The following is a 22,340-nucleotide window of genomic DNA, read 5'->3' on the forward strand; positions in this document are numbered from 1 at the left end:
ATCTCTTTTCGGCATGCCATCCCTGAGGCAAATCCAGTATTTCCTGACCGTGGCCGATCTCGGCGGCTTCACGCCGGCCGCGAGCGCGCTCCACGTCGCGCAGTCGGCGCTCAGCCGGCAGATCGGTCAACTGGAAGACGAGCTGGGGTTTCCGCTATTCGACCGGGAGCCGAGAGGGGTACGGCTCACGCCGGCCGGCGCGCTCTATCGCGATCGCGTGGCGTCGATTCCGGCGACCCTGGCCGCCGCGGCCGACGAGGGCGCGCAGTTGTCGCGCGGCGAAGCGGGCGTCTTGCGGCTCCTGCATTCGAGCACCGTTCCCGTCGGCAGCCTGATGCCGGTGCTCGAGCGCTTCATGCGCGCGTGTCCGGGCGCGCGGATCGATCTCGACCGCGCGTCGTCCGAGGATCAGGTGCTGGAGATCGCGAACGGCAACGCCGATATCGGGATCGTTCGTCTGCCGGTGCTGCGCCGCGATCCGCGCGTGCGCTTCGTCGAGCTCGCGGCCGAGCGTCTGTGCGTGGCGGTGCCGGCCGATCATCCGCTGGCGGGCCGCAAGCGTATGGCGATCTCGCGGCTGCGGCACGAGCCGTTCGTATCGGCCGTGTATCGGGAGCGGGGCGGGCTCGCGCGCGTCGTGATCGATCTTTGCCTGAAGCGCGGCTTCGTGCCGGCGACCGCCCGGATCGTGTCGCCGAAGACGTCGATGCTGAATCTCGTCGCGGCCGGGCACGGCGTCGCGATCGTGCCGGAACGGATGGCGAGTCTCGGGATCGACGGGGTCGTCTTCGTGCCGATTTCGGATGAAGACGCCAGGTCGGTGTGCGCGCTGGTGTTGCCGGTCGCGCCGACGGTGCTGGCGGACGCGCTCGTGCGGGTGATCGGCGAATAAAAAAACGCCAACCCGTAACGTAACGGGTTGGCGTTTCGCGTGGCGATGACCGGTATCAGAACTGGTTCATCGTGTTGTCCTTGCCGGCCGCCTTCAGCGCTGCTTCGCCGCTGAAGTATTCCTTGTGATCGTCACCGATGTCCGAGCCGGACATGTTCTGGTGCTTCACGCAGGCGATACCCTGGCGGATTTCCTTGCGCTGCACGCCGGCCACGTAGCCGAGCATGCCCTGGTCGCCGAAGTATTCCTTGGCCAGGTTGTCGGTCGACAGCGCGGCGGTGTGGTACGTCGGCAGCGTGATCAGGTGATGGAAGATGCCGGCTTCACGCGATGCGTCGGCCTGGAACGTACGGATCTTCTCGTCGGCCAGCTTGGCCAGTTCCGTCTCGTCGTATTCCACGCTCATCAGCTGTGCACGGTCGTAGGCCGACACGTCCTTGCCCTCGGCCTTCAGCGCGTCGTACGCCTGCTGACGGAAGTTCAGCGTCCAGTTGAACGACGGGCTGTTGTTGTACACCAGCTTCGCGTTCGGGATGACCTTGCGGATCTCGCTGACCATGCCGCCGATCTGGGCGATGTGCGGTTTTTCGGTTTCGATCCACAGCAGGTCGGCGCCGTTTTGCAGCGACGTGATGCAGTCGAGCACGCAGCGCGCTTCGCCGGTGCCGGCGCGGAACTGGAACAGGTTGCTCGGCAGGCGCTTCGGACGCAGCAGCTTGCCGTCGCGCTTGATGACGACGTCACCGTTGCCCAGCTGGTCGGCCGACAGTTCTTCGCAGTCGAGGAAAGCGTTGTACTGGTCGCCCAGGTCGCCCGGCGTGTTGGTCACGGCGATTTGCTTGGTCAGGCCGGCGCCCAGCGAGTCGGTACGGGCGACGATGATGCCGTCGTCCACGCCCAGTTCCAGGAACGCGTAGCGGATCGCGCGGATCTTCGCGAGGAAGTCTTCATGCGGCACGGTGACCTTGCCGTCCTGGTGGCCGCACTGCTTCTCGTCGGACACCTGGTTTTCGATCTGGATGCAGCATGCGCCTGCTTCGATGAACTGCTTGGCCAGCAGGTACGTGGCTTCCGCGTTGCCGAAACCGGCGTCGATGTCGGCGATGATCGGCACGACGTGCGTGACGTGGTTGTCGATCTTCTCCTGGATCGCGGCCTTCGCCGTGGCGTCCTTGGCGGCGTCGAGTTCGCGGAACAGGCCGCCGAGCTCACGGGCGTCGGCCTGGCGCAGGAACGTGTACAGCTCGCGGATCAGCGCGCTGACCGAGGTCTTTTCGTGCATCGACTGGTCCGGCAGCGGGCCGAACTCGGAGCGCAGCGCAGCGACCATCCAGCCGGACAGGTACAGGTAGCGGCGTTCGGTGCTGTTGAAGTGCTTCTTGATGGAGATCATCTTCTGCTGGCCGATGAAGCCGTGCCAGCAACCCAGCGACTGCGTGTACTTGGCCGGGTCGGCGTCGTACGCGGCCATGTCGGCGCGCATGATCTTCGCGGTGTACTTGGCGATGTCCAGGCCCGTCTTGAACTTGTTCTGGGCACGCATGCGGGCGGCGTACTCGGGGCTGATCGCATTCCACGCGCTGCCGTGGTTTTCCTTCAAACCGGCAACTGCCTTGATGTCGTCTTGATACTGGGCCATGTCAATCTCCTGGGAGCAAAGCGCGTTTGAGTAACGGGTTGAGCGTGCCCGCTACGTCTGTCGAAGCGGACTGCATGGGATAAATAGTAACGCCGCCCATCGCGCTTTTGGTGATGTCTTATATAAGACATAAGACATTATTTTTGCTTGATTTTCAATGAGTTACGCAGCGATTTTTGCAATGCAAAACAAGTTTTCAAGCGACGAAAAGGTGTTGGCGCGGGAATTCGGCGTGGATTCCGCAATACGAAACGCTCTTTCGGCTGCTGGAGGCCGGGCAAGCTTCACATGCGCCCGTGACACCCGATCGTCGGGTCGGTGCGAGCGGCGCTGAACCGAAGCCGCGCCGGCATGCCGCTTCGTCTGGGCCGAATCGAAAACATCGCGCCGCATGCGGACAAGCCGAATCCATCGGGAATACGCGTAAAAACCCCGCCCATCAAGCCTCTCAAGAAACCTAGTGGTTTCCACTCATAGTCGCAAATAGTCAAGAACAGGTCGCCGCCGGTCTTCTCGCGGCCAATATGGCTCGTTACTTTTACTCCCACGATGCAGGCCGGGCACACCCCGCGCACCGGCTGCCGCGAGTCAAACCGGGAGGTAACGAACCATGAAGTCGACGAAGATCGCCGCGCTTGTCGCGGCCGTGCTGGCGACCGGCGCGTTCACGCACGCGGCGCAGGCCGAAACGGATGCCGCGGCCTGCCGCACCGTGCGTTTCGCGGATATCGGCTGGACCGACATCACGTCGACCACGGCGCTCGCGTCGACCGTGTTCGAGGCGCTCGGCTACAAGCCGACCACGACGATCGCGTCGGTGCCGATCTCGTTCGCCGGCCTGAAGAGCAAGCAGCTCGACATATCGCTCGGCTACTGGTGGCCCGTGCAGCAGAAGCAGCTTCAGCCGTTCCTCGACAGCAAGTCGATCAACGTCGTCGAGCCGCCGAACCTGTCGGGCGCGAAGGCGACGCTCGCGGTGCCGAGCTACGAATACCAGGCGGGCCTGAAGACCTTCGAGGACATCGCGAAGCACCGCGCGGAACTCGACGGCAAGATCTACGGGATCGAGCCGGGCAGCAGCGCGAACGCGACGATCCAGAAGATGATCGACACGAACCAGTACGGGCTCGGCGGCTTCAAGCTCGTCGAATCGAGCGAGGCCGGAATGCTGGTGACCGTCGAGCGCGCGATCCGCGAGAAGAAGTGGGTCGTCTTCCTCGGCTGGGAACCGCATCCGATGAACATCCAGATCAGCATGAACTATCTGTCCGGCGGCGATGCGTCGTTCGGGCCGAACTACGGCGAGGCGCGCGTGTACACGCTCACGGCCCCCGACTTCATTTCACGCTGCCCGAACGCCGGCAAGCTCGTCACGAACCTGCGCTTCTCGACGCAGCTCGAGAACCAGCTGATGCAGTCGGTGATGAACAAGACGAAGCCGGCCGACGCCGCGAAGGCGTACCTGAAGAAGAACCCGCAGGTGCTCGATCCGTGGCTCGCGGGCGTCAAGACGTTCGACGGCAAGGATGGCCTGCCGGCCGTGAAGGCGTATCTCGGCCTGTGATGGATGGCCCGCGCGCCGTACGCGGCGCGCCCTGACGAAACAGCCGCATTGCGACACAACCCGATTCAAGCGAGGCAACCAGCATGAACCACGAAGTCATCATCACCTGCGCCGTCACCGGCGCGGGCGATACGGTCGGCAAGCATCCGGCGATTCCGGTCACGCCGAAGGAGATCGCGGCCGCCGCGATCGAGGCCGCGAAGGCCGGTGCGACGGTGGCGCACTGCCACGTGCGCGATCCGCAGACGGGGCGCGGCAGCCGCGACCCGAACCTGTACCGCGAAGTGGTAGACCGCATCCGCTCGGCCGACGTCGACGTGATCATCAACCTGACCGCCGGCATGGGCGGCGATCTCGAGATCGGCCCCGGCGAGGACCCGATGCGTTTCGGCAAGGGCACCGACCTGGTCGGCGGCCTCACGCGGCTCGCGCACGTCGAGGATCTGCTGCCCGAGATCTGCACGCTCGACTGCGGCACGCTGAATTTCGGTGACGGCGATTACATCTACGTATCGACGCCCGCGCAGCTGCGCGCCGGCGCGAAGCGCATCCAGGAACTCGGCGTGAAGCCGGAGCTGGAAATTTTCGACACGGGCCACCTGTGGTTCGCGAAGCAGTTGCTGAAGGAAGGGCTGCTCGACGATCCGCCGCTGTTCCAGCTGTGCCTCGGCATTCCGTGGGGCGCGCCGGCCGATACCGGCACGATGAAGGCGATGGTCGACAACCTGCCGCCGGGCGCGCACTGGGCCGGCTTCGGCATCGGCCGCATGCAGATGCCGATGGTCGCGCAGGCGATGCTGCTCGGCGGCCACGTGCGGGTCGGCCTCGAAGACAACATCTGGCTCGATCGCGGCGTGCATGCGACCAACGGCACGCTCGTCGAGCGCGCGCGAGAGATCATCGAACGGCTCGGTGCCCGCGTGCTGACGCCGGCCGAAGGCCGCCGCAAGCTCGGCCTGCCCGCACGCGGCGAGCGTCCGCTCGAACGCCGTGCGATCGCCGAGTTCGCGTGAGCTTTTACGAGACTGATTGACATGACGCGGCGGCACGCACAGGCGCCGCCGCCCACCGATTTCCCCTGATTTGAAGGATGCGTTGACATGGCTGTGAAGACCGACATCAAGACGTTCGCCGCCATCGGCACCGGCGTGATCGGCAGCGGATGGATTTCCCGCGCGCTCGCGCATGGTCTCGACGTGGTCGTGTGGGACCCGGCGCCGGGCGCGGAGGAGCGGCTGCGCGCGAACGTCGCGAATGCGTGGCCCGCGCTCGAACGCGTTGGCCTTGCGCCGGGCGCCGATCCTGCGCGGCTGCGTTTCGTCTCGACGATCGAGGCCTGCGTCGCCGACGCGGATTTCATCCAGGAAAGCGCGCCCGAGCGCGAGGCGCTGAAGCTCGAGCTGCACGAGCAGATCAGCCGCGCGGCGAAGCCCGACGCGATCATCGCGTCGTCGACGTCGGGGCTGCTGCCGACGGATTTCTACGCGCGGGCGACGCATCCGGAGCGCTGCGTGGTCGGCCATCCGTTCAATCCCGTCTACCTGCTGCCGCTCGTCGAGGTGCTCGGCGGCGCGCGCACGTCGCCGGAAGCGGTCGAAGGCGCGATGGAGGTCTATCGCAAGCTCGGCATGCGGCCGCTGCACGTGCGCAAGGAAGTGCCGGGCTTCATCGCCGACCGCCTGCTCGAAGCGTTGTGGCGCGAGGCGCTGCACCTCGTCAACGAAGGCGTCGCGACGACCGGCGAGATCGACGACGCGATTCGCTTCGGCGCGGGCATCCGCTGGTCGTTCATGGGCACGTTCCTGACCTACACGCTCGCGGGCGGCGATGCGGGCATGCGACACTTCATGCAGCAGTTCGGCCCCGCGCTCGAGTTGCCGTGGACGAAGCTGGTCGCGCCCACACTGACCGACGCGCTGATCGACAGCGTCGTCGAAGGCACTACCGAACAGCAGGGCACGCGCAGCATCAAGGAGCTCGAGCGCTATCGCGACGAGTGCATCACCGAGGTGCTGAAGTCGATCGCCGCGGTAAAGGCGCGGCACGGGATGCGATTCGAAGACTGAGGACGACAGACGATGACCGGCGATACCCCGCTGACGATTTACCGCGACGTGGTGCGGCCCGAATGGGTCGACTACAACGGCCACCTGCGCGATGCGTTCTACCTGCTGATCTTCAGCTTCGCGACCGATGCGCTGCTGGATCGCATCGGCCTCGATGACGCCGCGCGTCGCGAGCGGGGGCGCTCGGTCTACACGCTCGAAGCGCACGTGAACTACCTGCACGAGATCAAGGAGGGCACGCCGGTGCGCGTCGACGCGCGCGTGCTCGCGCACGACGCGAAGCGGCTGCACCTGTATCTCGAGCTGTTTGCTGACGGGCACGCCGATGCGGTGTCGGCGAGCGAGCAGATGCTGCTGCACGTCGATACGCGCGACGGCGCGAAATCGGCGCCGTTCGACGACGACGTGGCCGCTCGCGTGGCCGAGCTGCATGCGTTGCAGCGCGATGGCGCGGCGCCCGCGTATGCGGGCCGCGTGATCGGGCTGCCGCCGCGCCGCTAGCCGGCTCGAACCTTCGACCTCGGAGCGCACACGATGCTCGAACCGGAAATCGCAGCGTTCGTTACCGCCGTGGACGCGTGGTATCCGGCCGACGCGGCGGCGCGCTCGCCCGCCGAACAGCGCCGCCTGTACGACCGCTTCGCGGCCGAATGGACGCCGGCCGCGCTGCCGGCCGGCATCGTGCAGCAGGACGCCGTCTGGCACGCCGCCGACGGCCGTGCGATCGCGCTGCGGCGTTACACGTCCGCGCACCGCACGCCACGCGGCACGGTGCTGTTCTTTCATGGCGGCGGTTTCGTCGTCGGCTCGCTCGACAGTCATGCGCTGATCACCGCGCAACTGGCGGCCGATACGGGGCTCGACGTGATCGCGGTCGATTACCGGCTCGCGCCCGAGCATCGCGCACCGGCCGCGCTTGAAGATTGCCTGGCGGTCACGCGCGCTGCACGCGATGCGCGCTGGCCGTTCGGGCCGTGCGCGCATCCGCTGACGCTCGCGGGCGACAGCGCGGGCGGCATGCTCGCGGCAGCCGTGGCCACCGCGCTGCGCGATGCGGGCGAAGGCGGTGTCGACGGCATCGCGCTCGTCTATCCGATGCTCGGGTTCGAACCGCAAGCGCCCGCGCGCGAAACGGAAGCGCATGCGCCGATGCTGACGCTCGACGACGTCCATCGCTATCGCGCGCTGTACTGGGAAGGCGGCTTGCTCGATGCGCTGGGAGACGGCGACCCGCTGCTGCGCGCGTCGGTACCGCTCGCGGCTTCGCGTTTCGACGGCCTGCCGCCCGTGCTCGCGATCGGCGCGGAACACGATCCGCTGCGCGACGACGCGCGCGTGTACGTCGAACGAATTCGCGCGGCCGGCGGGGTCGCGCACTACTGGATGGGAGAAGGGCTGGTGCACGGCTGCTGGCGCGCGCTCGGAACGAGCCCGCAGGCGGCGCGGCTGCACCGGACGGTCGGCGGGTTTCTGCTCGCACCACACGCGTAGCGGGCGTTTCCGGGAGGCAACGATGCAGGCAGCGCAACACCGTATCGAGGACTGGCGGACGTTTTCGGCCGACGTGGCCATTGCGGCGGCGACGATTGGCGACGGCGCGGTGGACGTCGAATGGAGCGACACGCGACGATCGCCGTTTCATTTCGACTGGCTGCGCGACAACTGCGCGTGTTCCGCGTGCGTGCATGCCGTCACGCGTGAACAGGTGTTCGAGATCGCCGATGCGCGCGAGGATCTCTCCGCGTTGACGGTGCACGTCGAAACCGACGGCGCGCTGCATGTCGAGTGGAATGACGGACATCGCAGCGCGTGGTCGCCGGGCTGGTTGCGCGCGCATGCCTACGACGACGTGTCGCGCGCGGAGCGCCAGGCCGCGCACGGGCGGCACGTATGGGCCGGTGACGATGCGACGGCCATCGGCGTGTTCGCGTGGCGCGACGTGATGGAGGACGACGGCGCATTGCTCGCGTGGCTCGCCGCGTTGCAACGCACGGGGCTGACGCTCGTCGAAGGCGTGCCGGCCGAGCGTGACCGTGTCGACGAGATCGCGCGCCGCATCGGCCTGATCCGCGAAAGCAATTTCGGCGTGCTGTTCGACGTCGAATCGAAGCCGCGCCCGGACAGCAATGCGTATACGTCGCTGAACCTGCCGCCGCATACCGACTTGCCGACCCGCGAGCTGCAGCCGGGCGTGCAGTTCCTGCATTGCCTCGCGAACGACGCGACCGGCGGCGACAGCGTGTTCCTCGACGGCTTCGCGCTGGCCGATGCGCTGCGGCGCGAGCATCCGGCCGATTTCGAACAGCTCGCGTCGACGCCGTTCGAGTTCTGGAACAAGAGTGCGAACAGCGACTACCGCTGCTCGGCGCCGGTGATCGGGCTCGACGCGCGTGGCAACGTCACCGAGGTGCGTGTCGCGAACTTCCTGCGCGGGCCGCTCGATGCGCCGGCCGGCTCGGTGGCGGCCGTCTATCGTGCGTACCGGCGGTTTCTCGCGCTGGCGCGCGAGCCGCGCTTTCGCGTGCAGCGCCGGCTGCGGGCGGGCGACATGTGGGCGTTCGACAACCGCCGCGTGCTGCATGCGCGCACCGAGTTCGATCCGTCTACCGGACGCCGGCACCTGCAGGGCTGCTACATCGATCGCGACGAACTGCTGTCGCGGTGGCGTGTGCTGTCGCGCTCGGCGCCTGGCGCGGCCGCGTCGCGCTGACAGGCGCGCGCGGTTTCGTCCTGCTCGTACGCATCCCTCGGAAATGAAAAAACACCCGGACGCCAGGCGCCCGGGCGAAGCCTCCCGTTGCCGGGCGGCGGAGGTATGCGTTTCATCAAAAAGGACGAGCCCCGCAAGGGGGCTCGTCCTGACTTTCGTGCTTCATCGCGCGATGCGCGGCGCCCGCCGAGGGCGCATCGGCTTACTGGCCGAAGAAGATCGAGTCGCGAGCGTTCGACGATGCGGCCGGGGCGCCCGAGTGGACGGCCGGAGCCGGTTGTGCGCCGTAGCCGCTGGTGTCGGCACCATGAACACGCGCTTCGGCGCTCTGGATGTCGTTCGGGTAGTACGGGCTCGCCACGCCCGGCTTGTAGCCGGCTTGTTCGAGCTGGACCAGTTCGTTGCGCACTTGAGCGCGGGTCACGGTGCTTTGAGCGAATGCGCCAAACGAAGCGGACAGGGCGGCAGCGGCAACGACTGCGGAAACGAGCGATTTCATGATGACCTCCGGTGTTTTATTGAGTTCGCTCTCGACACCATGTCTTAAGCGATTGATCAAATCTTAGTCATCGGAGGGTTGAGGGTAAACGCTGATTTTGACGATAAATTGTTTCCTGGGTGGTAACAGTCGCGCGTCGAATCAGGCTTTCAACCGGCTTTCTTTTCGGTCGGTGCAACAAGTATCGCGAATATTGCGGAGGGCGAAGCGCGGTTCAGCGCACCTCGGCCGCTGTGTCGAACGACCGGCCCGGCGAGCGTCCGGCCGGTGCGCCCGAACTGAGGAACCGCACGCCCGTTGCGGCTTCCGAGGCTTCCCACAGCAGTGCAGCGGAAGCCACGTCGCGCGCCGCGCGCGGCACACTCGCGGGCGCCGGCAATCCGCGCGACTCGAACCAGCCGGACGGCCCGATGTAAGCGCCTCCGGCGAGATCCGGCGAGGTTGCCGCATGAATCGCGGGTAGCGCGCCCTGGTCGGCCGGCTGCGCGAGATAACGGTTCGCGGCGCGCATCAGTGCGGCACGGGCGGGCGAGCGGTCCATCGCCGGGCCCGCGAACTGCAGGTTGGTCGCCGCGTAGCCCGGGTGCGCGGCCACGCTGATCCCGGCGAACGCCGCGCGCTCGAAACGGCGCTGCAGCTCGATCGCGAACACGAGATTCGCGAGCTTGCTGTCGCAATAGGCGAGATAACGGTTGTAGCGGTGTTCGGCGCGCAGGTCGTCGACGCGGATCCGGCCGCCGCGGTTGAGGCCGCTCGACATCGTCACGACCCGCGCCCGGCGCGCGGCACGCAGCGCGGGCAGCAGATGGCCGGTGAGCGCGAAATGGCCGAGGTGGTTGGTGCCGAACTGCATCTCGAAGCCGTCGTGCGTATGACGCAGCGGCAGGAACATCACGCCGGCGTTGTTGCAGAGGATGTCGACGCGCCCATGGCGTTCGCCCACATCGGCCGCGAAGCGCGCGATCGACGCGAGATCGGCGAGGTCGAGCGCGTCGACTTCGACGCGGGCATCGGGATGGAGCCGGCGGATCGCGTCGGCCGCCTGCGCGGCGCGGGCCGCGTCGCGGCAGCCCATCACGACCGTCGCGCCTTTCGCGGCCAGCGTTTCCGCCAGTTGCCAGCCGAGCCCGCTGTTGGCGCCGGTCACGACCGCGACCTTGCCGCCTTGCGCCGGGACGTGGCGCGCGCTCCATGCATGCATGTCTGCCTCCATCGGCGCGGCCGGGCGGCCGCGGTGCGTAATCGTTACATTGAGTGGTGTAACGATAGTGTGCGCGGGCGTGGCAGACAAGCGAGGGAACTAGACCGGCGCTTCTAGGGCCGGCGCATCGGATGGCGCCGCGTGCGGTGACGTATGGCCGGCAGGATTTACCTGCCGCCGGCCAGCGCGAGCACTTCGGCGGCGGAGATCATCGCGGCCGCGTTCGCGGGCGCCGGGCGTTCGGCCGGGCGGAAGACTTCGTCGCCGCGGTGGATCACCTGGCGCGACAGCGCGCAGGTGCCGGTGCGTTGCGCGAAGCGGCGGCGCCAGCGCTGTTCACCGTAGTGACAGCGGCCGGGCTCGACCCAGCGGACGACGAGCAGCGTATCGGAACGTTCGAGGATTTCGACGTGGACGTCGGCGGGATCGAGCGCAGGCAGGGATTTGGAGGCCTTCATTTGCCGTTTCCTAAAGCTCGTGCGGTTCGGTCATGGCAGTGGATGTCACTACCCGATGGCGAATCCGTAGCGGTTTCCATGAGTGGTGCGCTAAATGTAAGCGTCTGTGACCGGAAAAAACATCCTGTCTGGCTCAAATTACCTTTTGCCGATTTAGAAACAATCCAGGCTTATTTTCTTGGAAACCACTGACAAAAACGCCCCGGACACGAAGCCCGGGGCGGAAAATCGGCCTGCGCGCCGTGTCTGCTCGCCCAGTCACGGAGCCCATCGCCGGGGGGACGGAGGTGCCCGCAGGGATCGAACGCGGGCGGGGTGGCGATGGACCGGATGCGCAGTCCGGTACGTCATGATGGCGCGCGCATCCCGTTGAGACCCTGACGTGAACATGACTTTTTCGTCAGTTTGGCCGGATGTCGTGCCCCGCTTGTGCGAAAGAATCGACTGGAAGACCCACCGGTATTGGATTTGTCCGAATCCCGGGACGTGCTCCCGGGCGCTGTCGAACGCCGAATGCTTGCTCAACAGCCCGATTTCCCCACCCGGGTAAATACTGAATCCCGATTCCGTGACAAACGCGGCCTCACTTCCTATGATTGGTTGGACCTTTAGTCCTTTGTGCCAATCGGCCGACGGGTGGCCGGCTTCTTCGGGAGGTGCTCATGAGATTGCAGGGCAAACGCGCGCTGGTGACGGCGGCCGGGCAGGGCATCGGCCGCGCGACCGCGCTGCGCTTCGCGAGCGAGGGCGCCGACGTGCTGGCGACCGACATCAACGAAGCCGCGCTCGTGCGGCTCGAGGCCGACGCCGAGCGCGCGGGCGGTCGGCTGGCCACGCGTCGGCTCGACGTGACCGATGCGCGGGACGTCGCGGCGCTCGCCGCGAGCGAACGCGCGTTCGACGTGCTGTTCAACTGCGCGGGCTTCGTGCACCACGGCTCGATCCTCGATTGCGACGACGAAGCATGGGCGTTCTCGCTGAACCTGAACGTCACGTCGATGTACCGGCTGATCCGCGCGCTGCTGCCCGCGATGCTCGAAGCCGGCGGCGCGTCGATCATCAACATGGCGTCGGCCGCGTCGAGCGTGAAGGGCGTGCCCAACCGCTTCGTGTACGGCACGACCAAGGCGGCCGTGATCGGCCTGACCAAGGCGGTGGCCGCCGATTTCGTCGAGCGGGGCATCCGCTGCAACGCGATCTGCCCGGGCACGATCGAATCGCCGTCGCTGGCGCAACGCATCGCGGACCAGGCGCGCACGCGCCACGTATCGACCGACGAAGTGCGCCAGGCATTCGTCGCGCGCCAGCCGATCGGACGCATCGGCACCGCGGAGGAAGTGGCCGCGCTCGCGCTGTACCTCGCGTCCGACGAAGCGTCGTTCACGACCGGCGCGATCCACCTGATCGACGGCGGCTGGTCGAACTGACCGCGCCTAACCGGCCGCGCCTAACCGGCCGTGCCTAACCGGCCGTGTCGAACTAACCGCGCCCTCCCATTCACTTTCCGTATCGGCTCAACACGACATGAAACTGCTGAGATTTGGCGACAAACACCATGAAAAGCCGGGCCTGCTCGATGCGCAGGGCCATATCCGCGACCTGTCCGGCGTGATCGACGACATCGCCGGCGACGTGCTGGCGCCGGCGTCGCTCGCGCGACTGCGCGACATTCCGCCGTCGTCGCTGCCGCTGGTCGAAGGCACGCCGCGGCTCGGCGCGTGCGTGGGCCGCGTCGGCAAATTCATCTGCATCGGGCTCAACTATTCCGACCACGCGGCCGAATCGGGGATGGAGGTGCCGAAGGAGCCCGTCGTGTTCGGCAAGTGGACGAGCGCGATCTCCGGCCCGAACGACGACGTCGAGATTCCGCGCGGCTCGGAGAAAACCGACTGGGAAGTCGAGCTCGGCGTGGTGATCGGCCAGGGCGGCCGCTACATCGCGGAAGCCGACGCGCTGTCGCACGTCGCAGGCTATTGCGTCGTGAACGACGTGTCGGAGCGCGAATTCCAGCTCGAACGCGGCGGCACCTGGGACAAGGGCAAGGGCAACGACACGTTCGGGCCGCTCGGGCCGTGGCTCGTGACGGCCGACGAAGTGCCCGATCCGCATGCACTGCGGCTGTGGCTCGACGTCGACGGCCATCGCTACCAGAACGGCACGACCGCGACGATGGTGTTCCGCGTGCCGCACCTGATCAGCTACCTGAGCCGCTTCATGAGCCTGCAGCCGGGCGACGTGATCTCGACCGGCACGCCGCCGGGCGTCGGCCTCGGGCAGAAGCCGCCCGTCTACCTGCGCGCCGGACAGGTGATCACGCTCGGCATCGACGGGCTCGGCGAGCAACGCCAGCGCACCGTGCAGGCCTGATTTCCTTTAACGGACGGTTCGTCATGCCTATCATTCGATCGATGCGCGTCCTCGACGTGCGCTTCCCGACCTCGCGCCAGCTCGACGGCTCCGATGCGATGAATCCGGACCCCGATTATTCGGCGGCCTACGTCGTGCTCGAAACCGATCATGACGGGCTCGAGGGTCACGGGCTCACGTTCACCATCGGGCGCGGCAACGAGATCTGCTGCGCGGCGATCGACGCGATGCGCCACCTCGTCGTCGGCCTCGACCTCGACTGGATCCGCGAAGACATGGGCCGCTTCTGGCGGCACGTGACGTCGGACAGCCAGCTGCGCTGGATCGGCCCCGACAAGGGCGCGATCCACCTGGCGACGGGCGCGGTCGTCAACGCGGTGTGGGATCTGTGGGCGAAAGCCGAACGCAAGCCGCTGTGGCGGCTCGTGGCCGACATGCGCCCCGAGGAACTGGTGCGCGCGATCGACTTCCGCTACCTGACCGACTGCCTGACGCCGGACGAAGCGCTCGACCTGCTGCGCCGGCAGGCGCCGGCCAAGGCCGACCGGATCGCACTGCTCGAGCGCGACGGCTACCCGTGCTACACGACGTCGGCCGGCTGGCTCGGCTACAGCGACGACAAGCTGCGGCGGCTGTGCCGCGAAGCCGTCGACGCCGGGTTCGAGTACGTGAAGCTGAAGGTCGGCGCGAACCTGGAGGACGACATCCGCCGCGTGACGATCGCGCGCGAGGTGATCGGCCCGGACCGCAAGCTGATGATCGACGCGAACCAGGTGTGGGAAGTGGACGAGGCGATCGACTGGGTGCGCGAGCTGGCGTTCGCGCGGCCGTGGTTCATCGAGGAGCCGACCAGCCCCGACGACGTCGAAGGGCATCGCAAGATCCGCGAGGCGATCGCGCCCGTGCAGGTCGCGACCGGCGAGATGTGCCAGAACCGCGTGCTGTTCAAGCAGTTCATCGCGCGCGGCGCGATCGACGTCGTGCAGATCGATGCGTGCCGGCTCGGCGGCGTGAACGAGATTCTCGCGGTGATGCTGATGGCCGCGAAGTACGGGCTGCCCGTGTGCCCGCATGCGGGCGGCGTCGGGTTGTGCGAGTACGTGCAGCATCTGTCGATGATCGATTACATCTGCATTGCCGGCACGAAGGAAGGGCGCGTGACGGAGTACGTCGATCACCTGCACGAGCATTTCGTCGAACCGTGCGTGGTGCGCGGCGCGGCGTACATGCCGCCGACGGCGCCCGGTTTCTCGATCGAGATGAAGCCCGAATCGCTGGAGCAGTACCGGTTCCGCGGCTGACACGCGTCGAGCGTGCCGACAACATGAACGACGGAGACGCGAAGTGGATTTGAATCTGCAACACAAGGTCGTGATCGTGACCGGCGGCGCGTCGGGCATCGGCGCCGCGATTTCGATGCGGCTGGCCGAAGAAGGCGCGATTCCGGTGGTGTTCGCGCGCCACGCACCCGACGATGCATTCTGGCGCGCCGTCGTGCAGAAGCAGCCGCAGGCCGCGTGCATCCCGGTCGAATTGCAGGACGATGCGCGGTGCCGCGATGCCGTTGCGGAAACGGTCACGCGCTTCGGTCGACTCGACGGCCTGGTCAACAACGCGGGCGTCAACGACAACATCGGGCTCGATGCCGGGCGCGACGCATTCGTCGCGTCGCTCGAACGCAACCTGATCCACTACTACGTGATGGCGCACTACTGCGTGCCGCATCTGAAGGCGTCGCACGGCGCGATCGTCAATATCTCGTCGAAGACGGCCGTCACCGGGCAGGGCAACACGAGCGGCTATTGCGCGTCGAAGGGCGCACAGCTCGCGTTGACGCGCGAATGGGCCGTCGCATTGCGCGACGACGGCGTGCGCGTGAACGCGGTGATTCCGGCCGAGGTGATGACGCCGCTGTATCGGAACTGGCTCGCCGGCTTCGACGACCCCGACGCGAAGCTGGCCGGCATCGCGGGCAAGGTGCCGCTCGGCCAACGCTTCACGACGGCCGACGAAATCGCCGATACGGCCGTGTTCCTGCTGTCGGAACGTGCCTCGCATACGACGGGCCAGTGGCTGTTCGTCGACGGCGGCTATACGCATCTCGACCGTGCGATCAGCTGAGGGCGGCGATCCATGCAACCTGACCCGACTCCGAACGCCGCGCCACCATTGATCGCATTGACCGGCATCGGCAAGCGCTTTCCCGGCGTGCAGGCGCTCGACGACTGCCATTTCGACCTGCGTGCCGGCGAAGTGCATGCGCTGATGGGCGAGAACGGCGCCGGCAAGTCGACGCTGATGAAGATCCTGGCGGGCGTCTACCCGCGCGACGAAGGCGAGATCCGGATGGACGGCCGCGCGGTGGAGATCGCCGATCCGCGCGCCGCGCAGGCGCTCGGGATCGGCATCATCCATCAGGAACTGAACCTGATGAACCACCTGAGCGTCGCGCAGAACATCTTCATCGGCCGCGAGCCGCGCGGCCGCTTCGGCGTGTTCGTCGACGAAGACAAGCTGAATCGCGACGCGGCCGCGATCTTCGCGCGGATGCGGCTCGATCTCGACCCGCGTACGCCGGTCGGCCGGCTGACGGTGGCCAAGCAGCAGATGGTCGAGATCGCGAAGGCGCTGTCGTTCGACTCGCGCGTGCTGATCATGGACGAGCCGACCGCTGCGCTCAACAACGCGGAGATCGCCGAGCTGTTCCGCATCATCGGCGACCTGCGCGCGCATGGTGTCGGCATCGTCTACATCTCGCACAAGATGGACGAGCTGCGCCAGATCGCCGATCGCGTGACCGTGATGCGCGACGGCAAGTACGTGGCGACCGTGCCGATGGCGGACACGTCGATGGACACGATCATCGCGATGATGGTCGGCCGTCAGCTCGCGACCGAATTCCGCACGCCGCCCGATACGTCCGCGAACGACGTCGCGCTCGAAGTGCGCGGGCTGTCGCGCGGCCGCGCGATCCGCGATGTCGGCTTCACGCTGCGGCGCGGCGAGATTCTCGGCTTCGCCGGGTTGATGGGCGCGGGCCGCACCGAGGTCGCGCGCGCGGTGTTCGGCGCGGACCCGGTCGATGCGGGCGAGATCCGCGTGCATGGCAAGCCCGTGACGATCCGCACGCCGGCCGATGCGGTGAAGCACGGCATCGGCTACCTGTCCGAGGATCGCAAGCATTTCGGGCTCGCGGTCGGGATGGACGTGCAGAACAACATCGCGCTGTCGAGCATGCGCCGCTTCGTGCGCCGCGGCGTGTTTCTCGACGCGCGTGCGCTGCGCGACACCGCGCAGTCGTACGTGCGGCAGCTCGCGATCCGCACGCCGTCGGTCGCGCAGCCGGCGCGGCTGCTGTCGGGCGGCAACCAGCAGAAGATCGTGATCGCGAAGTGGCTGCTGCGCGACTGCGACATCCTGTTCTTCGACGAACCGACGCGCGGCATCGACGTCGGCGCGAAAAGCGAGATCTACAAGCTGCTCGACGCGCTCGCCGCCGACGGCAAGGCGATCGTGATGATCTCGTCGGAGTTGCCCGAGGTGCTGCGCATGAGCCACCGGATTCTCGTGATGTGCGAAGGGCGCGTGACCGGCGAATTGCGCGCGGCCGACGCCACGCAGGAAAAGATCATGCAGCTCGCGACACAGCGCGAGTCGACCGTATTGTCCTGAATCAGACGCCGAGACGCTTACCCGATCATGTCCAACGATACGCATCCCGTTCCGCCCCTCGCGTCCGGCGACACGCCGGCCGGCGCATCGAGCGTGAAGTCGCGCTTCTTCAATCCGGCCGCGCGGCAGAAGCTGCTCGCGTTCGCGAGCCTCGTGCTGCTGATCGTGTTCTTCAGCGTCGCGTCGCCGAACTTCCTCGAAGTCGACAACCTCGTCGCGATCCTGCAGGCCACCGCGGTGAACGGCGTGCTGGCCGTCGCCTGTACCTACGTGATCATCACGTCGGGCATCGACCTGTCGGTCGGCACGCTGATGACGTTCTGCGCAGTGATGGCCGGCGTCGTGCTGACGAAATGGGGGATGCCGCTGCCGCTCGGGATCCTGGCCGCGCTGTGTTTCGGCGCGTTGTCGGGCAGCGTATCGGGCTTCGTGATCGCGAAGATGAAGGTGCCGCCGTTCATCGCGACGCTCGGCATGATGATGCTGCTCAAGGGGCTGTCGCTCGTGATCTCGGGCACGCGGCCGATCTACTTCAACGACACGCCGGGCTTCACGTCGATCGCGCAGGATTCATTGATCGGCAACCTGATTCCCGCGCTGCCGATTCCGAACGCGGTGCTGATCCTGTTCCTCGTCGCGATCGGCGCGTCGATCGTGCTGAACCGCACGATCTTCGGCCGCTACACCTTCGCGCTCGGCAGCAACGAGGAAGCGCTGCGGCTGTCGGGCGTGAACGTCGACGCGTGGAAGATCGCGGTCTACACGTTCAGCGGCGCGGTGTGCGGGATCGCCGGGCTGCTGATCGCGTCGCGGCTGAATTCCGCGCAGCCCGCCCTCGGGCAGGGCTACGAGCTCGATGCGATCGCGGCCGTCGTGATCGGCGGCACGTCGCTGTCGGGCGGCGCGGGCAGCATCGTCGGCACGATCATCGGCGCGTTCATCATGAGCGTACTGACGAACGGCCTGCGCATCATGTCGGTCGCGCAGGAATGGCAGACGGTCGTGACGGGCGTGATCATCATTCTCGCCGTCTACGTCGATATCCTGCGCCGGCGGCGCCGCTGACGGTCGCATTCACGCAGGCAGGTGCTTCATCGCCGGTCCCGGCCGGCGTCCCAGTCGTTCCAGTCGGTTGAGTCGATACGAAAAAAGGAGACGCGAAGTGATCAGGAGCAAGGTGTTGAACGCGATCGTCGGGCTGACGTTCGCCGTCGGCGTCACGGCCGGCGCGCAGGCGCAGGAAACCTACATCCCGCTGATCTCGAAGGGCTTCCAGCATCAGTTCTGGCAGGCCGTGAAAGCGGGCGCGACGCAGGCCGCGAAAGACTACAAGGTGAAGGTGACGTTCGAAGGGCCGGAGACCGAGGCGATGGTCGACAAGCAGATCGACATGCTGTCGGCCGCGATCGCGAAGAAGCCGGCCGCGCTCGGCTTCGCGGCGCTCGACAGCAAGGCCGCGCTGCCGCTGCTCAAGAAGGCGCAGGCCGAGAAGATCCCGGTGATCGCGTTCGACTCGGGCGTGGACAGCGACATCCCGGTGACGACGGCCGCGACCAACAACAAGGCCGCCGCGTCGCTCGCCGCCGACAAGCTCGCCGCGCTGATCGGCGACGAGGGCGAGGTGGCCGTGGTCGCGCACGACCAGACGAGCCGCACCGGCATCGACCGCCGCGACGGCTTCCTCGAACGGATGAAGTCGGCGCACCCGAAGGTGCGGGTCGTGACCGTGCAGTACGGCGAAGGCGACCAGCTGAAGTCGACCGAGGTGACGAAGTCGATCCTGCAGGCGTATCCGAAGCTCAAGGGGCTGTTCGGCACCAACGAAGGCTCGGCGATCGGCGTGGTCAACGGCGTGCGCGAGATGAAGCGCAAGGTCGTGATCGTCGGGTACGATTCCGGCAAGCAGCAGAAGGACGCGATCCGCAGCGGGCTGATGGCCGGCGCGATCACGCAGAATCCGATCGGGATCGGCTACAAGACGGTCGAGGCGGCCGTGAAGGCGATCAAGGGCGAGAAGCTGCCGAAGGTCATCGATACCGGTTTCTATTGGTACGACAAGACCAATATCGACGATCCGAAGATCGCGGCGGTGTTGTACGACTGAACGTTGCGTCGCGCGGCGGTGGCGCGCGACGCCGCCGCGGCGACCGGACACGAGGGCATCATGGGCGCAGTGCGTATCGATTCGCATCAGCACTTCTGGCGCTACCGCGCCGCCGATTACCCGTGGATCGGCCCCGGCATGGGCGTGCTCGCGCGCGACTACCTGCCCGATGCGCTGTGGCCGCTGATGCACGCGCAGGCGCTCGGCGCGTCGATCGCGGTGCAGGCGCGCGCCGGGCGCGACGAGACGGCGTTCCTGCTCGATCTCGCGCGCGACGATGCGCGCATCGCGGCGGTGGTCGGCTGGGAGGATCTCGCCGCGCCGCAGCTCGCGGATCGCATTGCAGAATGGCGCAGCCCGAAGCTGCGCGGCTTTCGCCACCAGGTGCAGGACGAAGCCGATGCCGGCGCGTTCGTCGCGGAGCCGGGCTTCAACCGCGGCATCGCGTGGCTGCAGGCGAACGGCTACGTGTACGACGTGCTCGTGTTCGAGCGCCAGTTGCGCGACGTGTGGGCGTTTTGTGCGCGGCACGACGCGCACTGGCTCGTGCTCGATCACGTCGGCAAGCCCGCACTCGCCGACTTCGAGCGCGACGACACGGCGCTCGCGCGCTGGCGCGCCGCGTTGCGCGAGCTGAGCGCGCTGCCGCATGTCGTGTGCAAGCTGTCGGGGCTCGTGACCGAGGCCGACTGGAAGCGCGGGCTGCGCGGGAAGGACGTCCGGCGCATCGAGCAGTGTCTCGACGCGGCGCTCGACGCGTTCGGCCCGCAGCGGCTGATGTTCGGGTCGGACTGGCCCGTGTGCTTGCTCGCGGCGTCGTATGACGAAGTGGCGTCGATCATCGAGCGCTGGGCCGAATCGCGGCTGTCGGCGGCCGAGCGCACCGCGCTGTGGGGCGGCACCGCCGCGCGTTGCTATGCGGTGCCGACGTGAGCGCGCGGGCATGCCCGTTGGGGCGTGACTTCGTCGGACGAATGACGAAGGGTGCCGCGGTGTGTCGATGGTTGCGGTCGCATCGATGCTGCGCCCGATGCTCGGGGCCGAACCTTTAGAATATGCGCAAACGGTTGCGTGCGATGCGCGCGCGGCCGTCCGGAACGAAACCGATCACCAGTCCCGACGTATGTCCATCCAGCCGATTCAGAACCGCCGCCTCTACCAGCAGATCGCCGACAAGCTCAGTGCGATGATCGAGTCCGGCGATTTTCCGCCGGGCAGCTACCTGCCGCCCGAGCGCGAACTGGCCGAACAGTTCGGCGTGTCGCGCACCTCGGTGCGCGAGGCACTGATCGCGCTCGAAGTGAGCGGACTCGTGAGCGTGCGCGTCGGCGACGGCGTGAAGGTGCGCCATCCCGAAACGGCCGCCCCGCCTGAACCCGCGCCTGTCCCTGCGGAGAAGGCCGCGCCGTTTACGATCGTCGAGATCGATCCCGAACTCGGCATCGCACTCGACCTCGATACCGAAATCCCGCCGTTCGCGTTGCTGCAGGCGCGCCGGCTGATCGAGCCGGAAGCCGCAGCGCTGGCCGCGAAGCACGGGTCGGACGAGCAGATCGAAGGGATCCACGAGGCGTTCCTGCGCAACCAGGCAGACAACCTCAGTGGCTCGCTCACGCATCCGGGCGACCGGCTGTTTCATATCCGCATCGCGGAGGCGAGCGACAACGCCGCGTATGCGCTGATGATCAAGCAGCTGCTCGCGCACAAGTACGACCTGATGTTCCAGCGGCTGCAGTCGCTGTACATGCCGAACGACATGCCGCACCGCTCGGAACTCGAACACCGCGCGATCCTCGATGCGATCCGCGCACGCGACCCGGACGCCGCGCGGCGTGCGATGGCCGAGCATCTCGACGAAGTGATCCGCATCTTCGGGCGCGCGCTCGATTGAGCGCGCGTCGAAGCATGGCCGGTTGCCCGTTCAGAAGCGATCCGCGCGATACGGCGCCGGATCGGTGAACGGCGCTTCGCCCGTCATCATCTCGGCCAGCAGGCGGCCGGTGACGGGGCCGAGCGTCAGCCCGTGATGGTTGTGGCCGAACGCGAACCACAGCCCGCGATGCGCGGGCGCGGGGCCGATCACCGGGCGCATGTCGGGCGTGCACGGCCGGAAGCCGAGCCACGGTTGCGGGTCGAGCCGCTCGCCGAAACCGAACACGGGCCGCGCGACGCGTTCCGCGCGTTCGAGCTGCACACCGGTGGGCGGCAGGCCACGCCGCGCGATTTCGACGCCGGTCGTCAGCCGCAGCCCGCGCTTCATCGGCGCGATCACGTAACCGTATTCGCGATCGACGATCGGCGCCGACGGCACGCCGCGCGTGGAAGGTGCGTAGTGCATGTGATAGCCGCGCTTCTCGCGCAGCGGGATCGTGTAGCCGAACTTGCCGAACACCGTGTCGGACCACGGGCCGAGCGCGACGACCACGGCCGGCGCGGCGGCCATGCCGTCCTGCGTCCTGACCTGCCAGCCCGGCGACAGCGCGTCGAGGCTCGCGGCGTCGCCCGTCAGCAGCGTGCCGCCGCCCTGCACGAAGAGTTGCGCGTACGCTTTGACGAGCGCGGACGGGTCGACGACGCTTTTCGGATCGAGCCAGTGCAGCGCGCCGCAGAAGCCGGGCGCGAGGCTCGGTTCGTGCGCGCGCAGCGCGGCCGCATCGAGCGGCGTGATGCCGAGCCCGTGACGGCGCGCGGTGAGTCCGGCTTCGGTCACGCCGCGTTCGAATGCGGCGGGCGTGCGGAATGCTTCCAGCCAGCCGTTCGCGCGGATGAGCTCGCCGGCGCCGGCCCGTGCGATCAGCGCGTCGTGCTCGACGATGCAGCGCTCGATCAGCGGCAGCATGTCGCGCGACGCCGCCGCGTGACGCAGCGGCGCCGATTCCCACCAGAAACGCGCGAGCCAGGGCGCGAATGCGGGCAGCGACGCGCTGTGCCAGTAGAGATCGGTCGAGCGGTTCAGCGCATAGCGCATCAGCGTGAACGGGCTGCGCGGGAACGGATACGGTTCGACCGACGAGCGCTCGATCAGCCCCGCGTTGCCGAAGCTCGTGCCTTCGCCGGGCGCGCCGCGATCGACGAGGGCGACCTTGCGCCCGCGATCCTGCAGGTGGAGTGCCGAGGAGACGCCGACGATGCCTGCGCCGAGAACGATGACGTCGAAATCCATGAATG

Annotated in this window: 21 protein-coding genes; 16 read left to right on the plus strand and 5 right to left on the minus strand. The window is 67.3% G+C overall.

Features of this window, described 5'->3' with window-relative positions:
- Window positions 1–13: 13 nt before the first annotated feature.
- The gene (locus tag LGM56_RS01315) at window positions 14–892 is read left to right on the plus strand and encodes a LysR family transcriptional regulator (protein ID WP_226202322.1); all 879 of its coding nucleotides are present in this window, start codon (window positions 14–16) and stop codon (window positions 890–892) included.
- 55 nt (window positions 893–947) lie between these two features.
- Here LGM56_RS01315 and LGM56_RS01320 read toward each other — a convergent pair whose 3' ends face one another.
- Window positions 948–2,531, minus strand: coding sequence for an isocitrate lyase (locus LGM56_RS01320; protein WP_206148512.1), 1,584 nt, complete (start codon window positions 2,529–2,531; stop codon window positions 948–950).
- 610 nt (window positions 2,532–3,141) lie between these two features.
- On the opposite strand from LGM56_RS01320, the gene LGM56_RS01325 reads away from it, so the two are divergent.
- The 6 genes from LGM56_RS01325 to LGM56_RS01350 all read left to right on the plus strand — a co-directional run bounded on the left by LGM56_RS01325 (window position 3,142) and on the right by LGM56_RS01350 (window position 8,871).
- Complete coding sequence (locus LGM56_RS01325) at window positions 3,142–4,095, plus strand: choline ABC transporter substrate-binding protein (RefSeq protein ID WP_089496375.1); 954 nt, start codon at window positions 3,142–3,144, stop codon at window positions 4,093–4,095.
- 83 nt (window positions 4,096–4,178) lie between these two features.
- Window positions 4,179–5,108 carry a 3-keto-5-aminohexanoate cleavage protein gene (locus LGM56_RS01330; protein ID WP_039366557.1) on the plus strand — a complete coding sequence of 310 codons (930 nt, stop codon included), beginning with the start codon at window positions 4,179–4,181 and terminating at the stop codon, window positions 5,106–5,108.
- Window positions 5,109–5,195: 87 nt separating this feature from the next.
- Window positions 5,196–6,161 carry an L-carnitine dehydrogenase gene (locus LGM56_RS01335; RefSeq protein WP_039366226.1) on the plus strand — a complete coding sequence of 322 codons (966 nt, stop codon included), beginning with the start codon at window positions 5,196–5,198 and terminating at the stop codon, window positions 6,159–6,161.
- 12 nt (window positions 6,162–6,173) lie between these two features.
- Window positions 6,174–6,662, plus strand: a complete 489-nt coding sequence (locus tag LGM56_RS01340; protein WP_226202324.1) for a thioesterase family protein — start codon at window positions 6,174–6,176, stop codon at window positions 6,660–6,662.
- Between the two features lie 33 nt (window positions 6,663–6,695).
- Complete coding sequence (locus tag LGM56_RS01345) at window positions 6,696–7,652, plus strand: alpha/beta hydrolase (protein WP_226202326.1); 957 nt, start codon at window positions 6,696–6,698, stop codon at window positions 7,650–7,652.
- Window positions 7,653–7,674: 22 nt separating this feature from the next.
- Window positions 7,675–8,871 carry a TauD/TfdA family dioxygenase gene (locus tag LGM56_RS01350; RefSeq protein ID WP_226202328.1) on the plus strand — a complete coding sequence of 399 codons (1,197 nt, stop codon included), beginning with the start codon at window positions 7,675–7,677 and terminating at the stop codon, window positions 8,869–8,871.
- 202 nt (window positions 8,872–9,073) lie between these two features.
- On the opposite strand, the gene LGM56_RS01355 is transcribed toward LGM56_RS01350, so the two are convergent.
- The 3 genes from LGM56_RS01355 to LGM56_RS01365 all read right to left on the minus strand — a co-directional run bounded on the left by LGM56_RS01355 (window position 9,074) and on the right by LGM56_RS01365 (window position 11,029).
- Window positions 9,074–9,370 carry a DUF4148 domain-containing protein gene (locus tag LGM56_RS01355; RefSeq protein WP_089426868.1) on the minus strand — a complete coding sequence of 99 codons (297 nt, stop codon included), beginning with the start codon at window positions 9,368–9,370 and terminating at the stop codon, window positions 9,074–9,076.
- 214 nt (window positions 9,371–9,584) lie between these two features.
- Entirely contained in the window at window positions 9,585–10,571 is a 987-nt protein-coding gene (locus LGM56_RS01360) for an oxidoreductase (protein WP_226202330.1), read from the minus strand.
- A gap of 167 nt (window positions 10,572–10,738) precedes the next feature.
- The gene (locus LGM56_RS01365) at window positions 10,739–11,029 is read right to left on the minus strand and encodes a DUF3331 domain-containing protein (RefSeq protein ID WP_039366241.1); all 291 of its coding nucleotides are present in this window, start codon (window positions 11,027–11,029) and stop codon (window positions 10,739–10,741) included.
- Window positions 11,030–11,691: 662 nt separating this feature from the next.
- On the opposite strand from LGM56_RS01365, the gene LGM56_RS01370 reads away from it, so the two are divergent.
- The 9 genes from LGM56_RS01370 to LGM56_RS01410 all read left to right on the plus strand — a co-directional run bounded on the left by LGM56_RS01370 (window position 11,692) and on the right by LGM56_RS01410 (window position 21,063).
- Entirely contained in the window at window positions 11,692–12,456 is a 765-nt protein-coding gene (locus LGM56_RS01370) for an SDR family oxidoreductase (RefSeq protein WP_226202332.1), read from the plus strand.
- 97 nt (window positions 12,457–12,553) lie between these two features.
- Window positions 12,554–13,396, plus strand: coding sequence for an ureidoglycolate lyase (locus LGM56_RS01375; RefSeq protein WP_069252330.1), 843 nt, complete (start codon window positions 12,554–12,556; stop codon window positions 13,394–13,396).
- A gap of 23 nt (window positions 13,397–13,419) precedes the next feature.
- Window positions 13,420–14,697 carry an L-fuconate dehydratase gene (locus LGM56_RS01380; RefSeq protein WP_226202334.1) on the plus strand — a complete coding sequence of 426 codons (1,278 nt, stop codon included), beginning with the start codon at window positions 13,420–13,422 and terminating at the stop codon, window positions 14,695–14,697.
- A 43-nt stretch (window positions 14,698–14,740) separates the two neighbouring features.
- On the plus strand, window positions 14,741–15,517 hold the full coding sequence (locus tag LGM56_RS01385; protein WP_226202335.1) for an SDR family oxidoreductase: 777 nt from the start codon (window positions 14,741–14,743) through the stop codon (window positions 15,515–15,517).
- 12 nt (window positions 15,518–15,529) lie between these two features.
- Window positions 15,530–17,068, plus strand: coding sequence for a sugar ABC transporter ATP-binding protein (locus tag LGM56_RS01390; protein ID WP_089496383.1), 1,539 nt, complete (start codon window positions 15,530–15,532; stop codon window positions 17,066–17,068).
- 27 nt (window positions 17,069–17,095) lie between these two features.
- Entirely contained in the window at window positions 17,096–18,133 is a 1,038-nt protein-coding gene (locus LGM56_RS01395; RefSeq protein WP_089496384.1) for an ABC transporter permease, read from the plus strand.
- A gap of 97 nt (window positions 18,134–18,230) precedes the next feature.
- Entirely contained in the window at window positions 18,231–19,172 is a 942-nt protein-coding gene (locus tag LGM56_RS01400) for an ABC transporter substrate-binding protein (protein ID WP_089496385.1), read from the plus strand.
- A gap of 60 nt (window positions 19,173–19,232) precedes the next feature.
- Window positions 19,233–20,105, plus strand: a complete 873-nt coding sequence (locus LGM56_RS01405) for an amidohydrolase family protein (RefSeq protein WP_226202337.1) — start codon at window positions 19,233–19,235, stop codon at window positions 20,103–20,105.
- Between the two features lie 190 nt (window positions 20,106–20,295).
- Window positions 20,296–21,063 carry a FadR/GntR family transcriptional regulator gene (locus LGM56_RS01410; RefSeq protein ID WP_226203224.1) on the plus strand — a complete coding sequence of 256 codons (768 nt, stop codon included), beginning with the start codon at window positions 20,296–20,298 and terminating at the stop codon, window positions 21,061–21,063.
- A gap of 30 nt (window positions 21,064–21,093) precedes the next feature.
- Here LGM56_RS01410 and LGM56_RS01415 read toward each other — a convergent pair whose 3' ends face one another.
- On the minus strand, window positions 21,094–22,335 hold the full coding sequence (locus tag LGM56_RS01415; RefSeq protein ID WP_226202339.1) for an NAD(P)/FAD-dependent oxidoreductase: 1,242 nt from the start codon (window positions 22,333–22,335) through the stop codon (window positions 21,094–21,096).
- Between the last annotated feature and the right edge of the window lie 5 nt (window positions 22,336–22,340).

Source organism: Burkholderia sp. AU38729 (assembly GCF_020419725.1).
Classification (GTDB): domain Bacteria; phylum Pseudomonadota; class Gammaproteobacteria; order Burkholderiales; family Burkholderiaceae; genus Burkholderia.

Coding starts and splice junctions, on each gene's coding strand:
- LGM56_RS01315 (WP_226202322.1), top strand. CDS start 14: ATGCCATCCCTGAGGCAAATCCAGTATTTCCTGACCGTGGCCGATCTC.
- LGM56_RS01320 (WP_206148512.1), bottom strand. CDS start 2,531: ATGGCCCAGTATCAAGACGACATCAAGGCAGTTGCCGGTTTGAAGGAA.
- LGM56_RS01410 (WP_226203224.1), top strand. CDS start 20,296: ATGTCCATCCAGCCGATTCAGAACCGCCGCCTCTACCAGCAGATCGCC.
- LGM56_RS01355 (WP_089426868.1), bottom strand. CDS start 9,370: ATGAAATCGCTCGTTTCCGCAGTCGTTGCCGCTGCCGCCCTGTCCGCT.
- LGM56_RS01395 (WP_089496384.1), top strand. CDS start 17,096: ATGTCCAACGATACGCATCCCGTTCCGCCCCTCGCGTCCGGCGACACG.
- LGM56_RS01350 (WP_226202328.1), top strand. CDS start 7,675: ATGCAGGCAGCGCAACACCGTATCGAGGACTGGCGGACGTTTTCGGCC.
- LGM56_RS01325 (WP_089496375.1), top strand. CDS start 3,142: ATGAAGTCGACGAAGATCGCCGCGCTTGTCGCGGCCGTGCTGGCGACC.
- LGM56_RS01340 (WP_226202324.1), top strand. CDS start 6,174: ATGACCGGCGATACCCCGCTGACGATTTACCGCGACGTGGTGCGGCCC.
- LGM56_RS01335 (WP_039366226.1), top strand. CDS start 5,196: ATGGCTGTGAAGACCGACATCAAGACGTTCGCCGCCATCGGCACCGGC.
- LGM56_RS01330 (WP_039366557.1), top strand. CDS start 4,179: ATGAACCACGAAGTCATCATCACCTGCGCCGTCACCGGCGCGGGCGAT.
- LGM56_RS01345 (WP_226202326.1), top strand. CDS start 6,696: ATGCTCGAACCGGAAATCGCAGCGTTCGTTACCGCCGTGGACGCGTGG.
- LGM56_RS01415 (WP_226202339.1), bottom strand. CDS start 22,335: ATGGATTTCGACGTCATCGTTCTCGGCGCAGGCATCGTCGGCGTCTCC.
- LGM56_RS01380 (WP_226202334.1), top strand. CDS start 13,420: ATGCCTATCATTCGATCGATGCGCGTCCTCGACGTGCGCTTCCCGACC.
- LGM56_RS01375 (WP_069252330.1), top strand. CDS start 12,554: ATGAAACTGCTGAGATTTGGCGACAAACACCATGAAAAGCCGGGCCTG.
- LGM56_RS01390 (WP_089496383.1), top strand. CDS start 15,530: ATGCAACCTGACCCGACTCCGAACGCCGCGCCACCATTGATCGCATTG.
- LGM56_RS01360 (WP_226202330.1), bottom strand. CDS start 10,571: ATGCATGCATGGAGCGCGCGCCACGTCCCGGCGCAAGGCGGCAAGGTC.
- LGM56_RS01365 (WP_039366241.1), bottom strand. CDS start 11,029: ATGAAGGCCTCCAAATCCCTGCCTGCGCTCGATCCCGCCGACGTCCAC.
- LGM56_RS01370 (WP_226202332.1), top strand. CDS start 11,692: ATGAGATTGCAGGGCAAACGCGCGCTGGTGACGGCGGCCGGGCAGGGC.
- LGM56_RS01405 (WP_226202337.1), top strand. CDS start 19,233: ATGGGCGCAGTGCGTATCGATTCGCATCAGCACTTCTGGCGCTACCGC.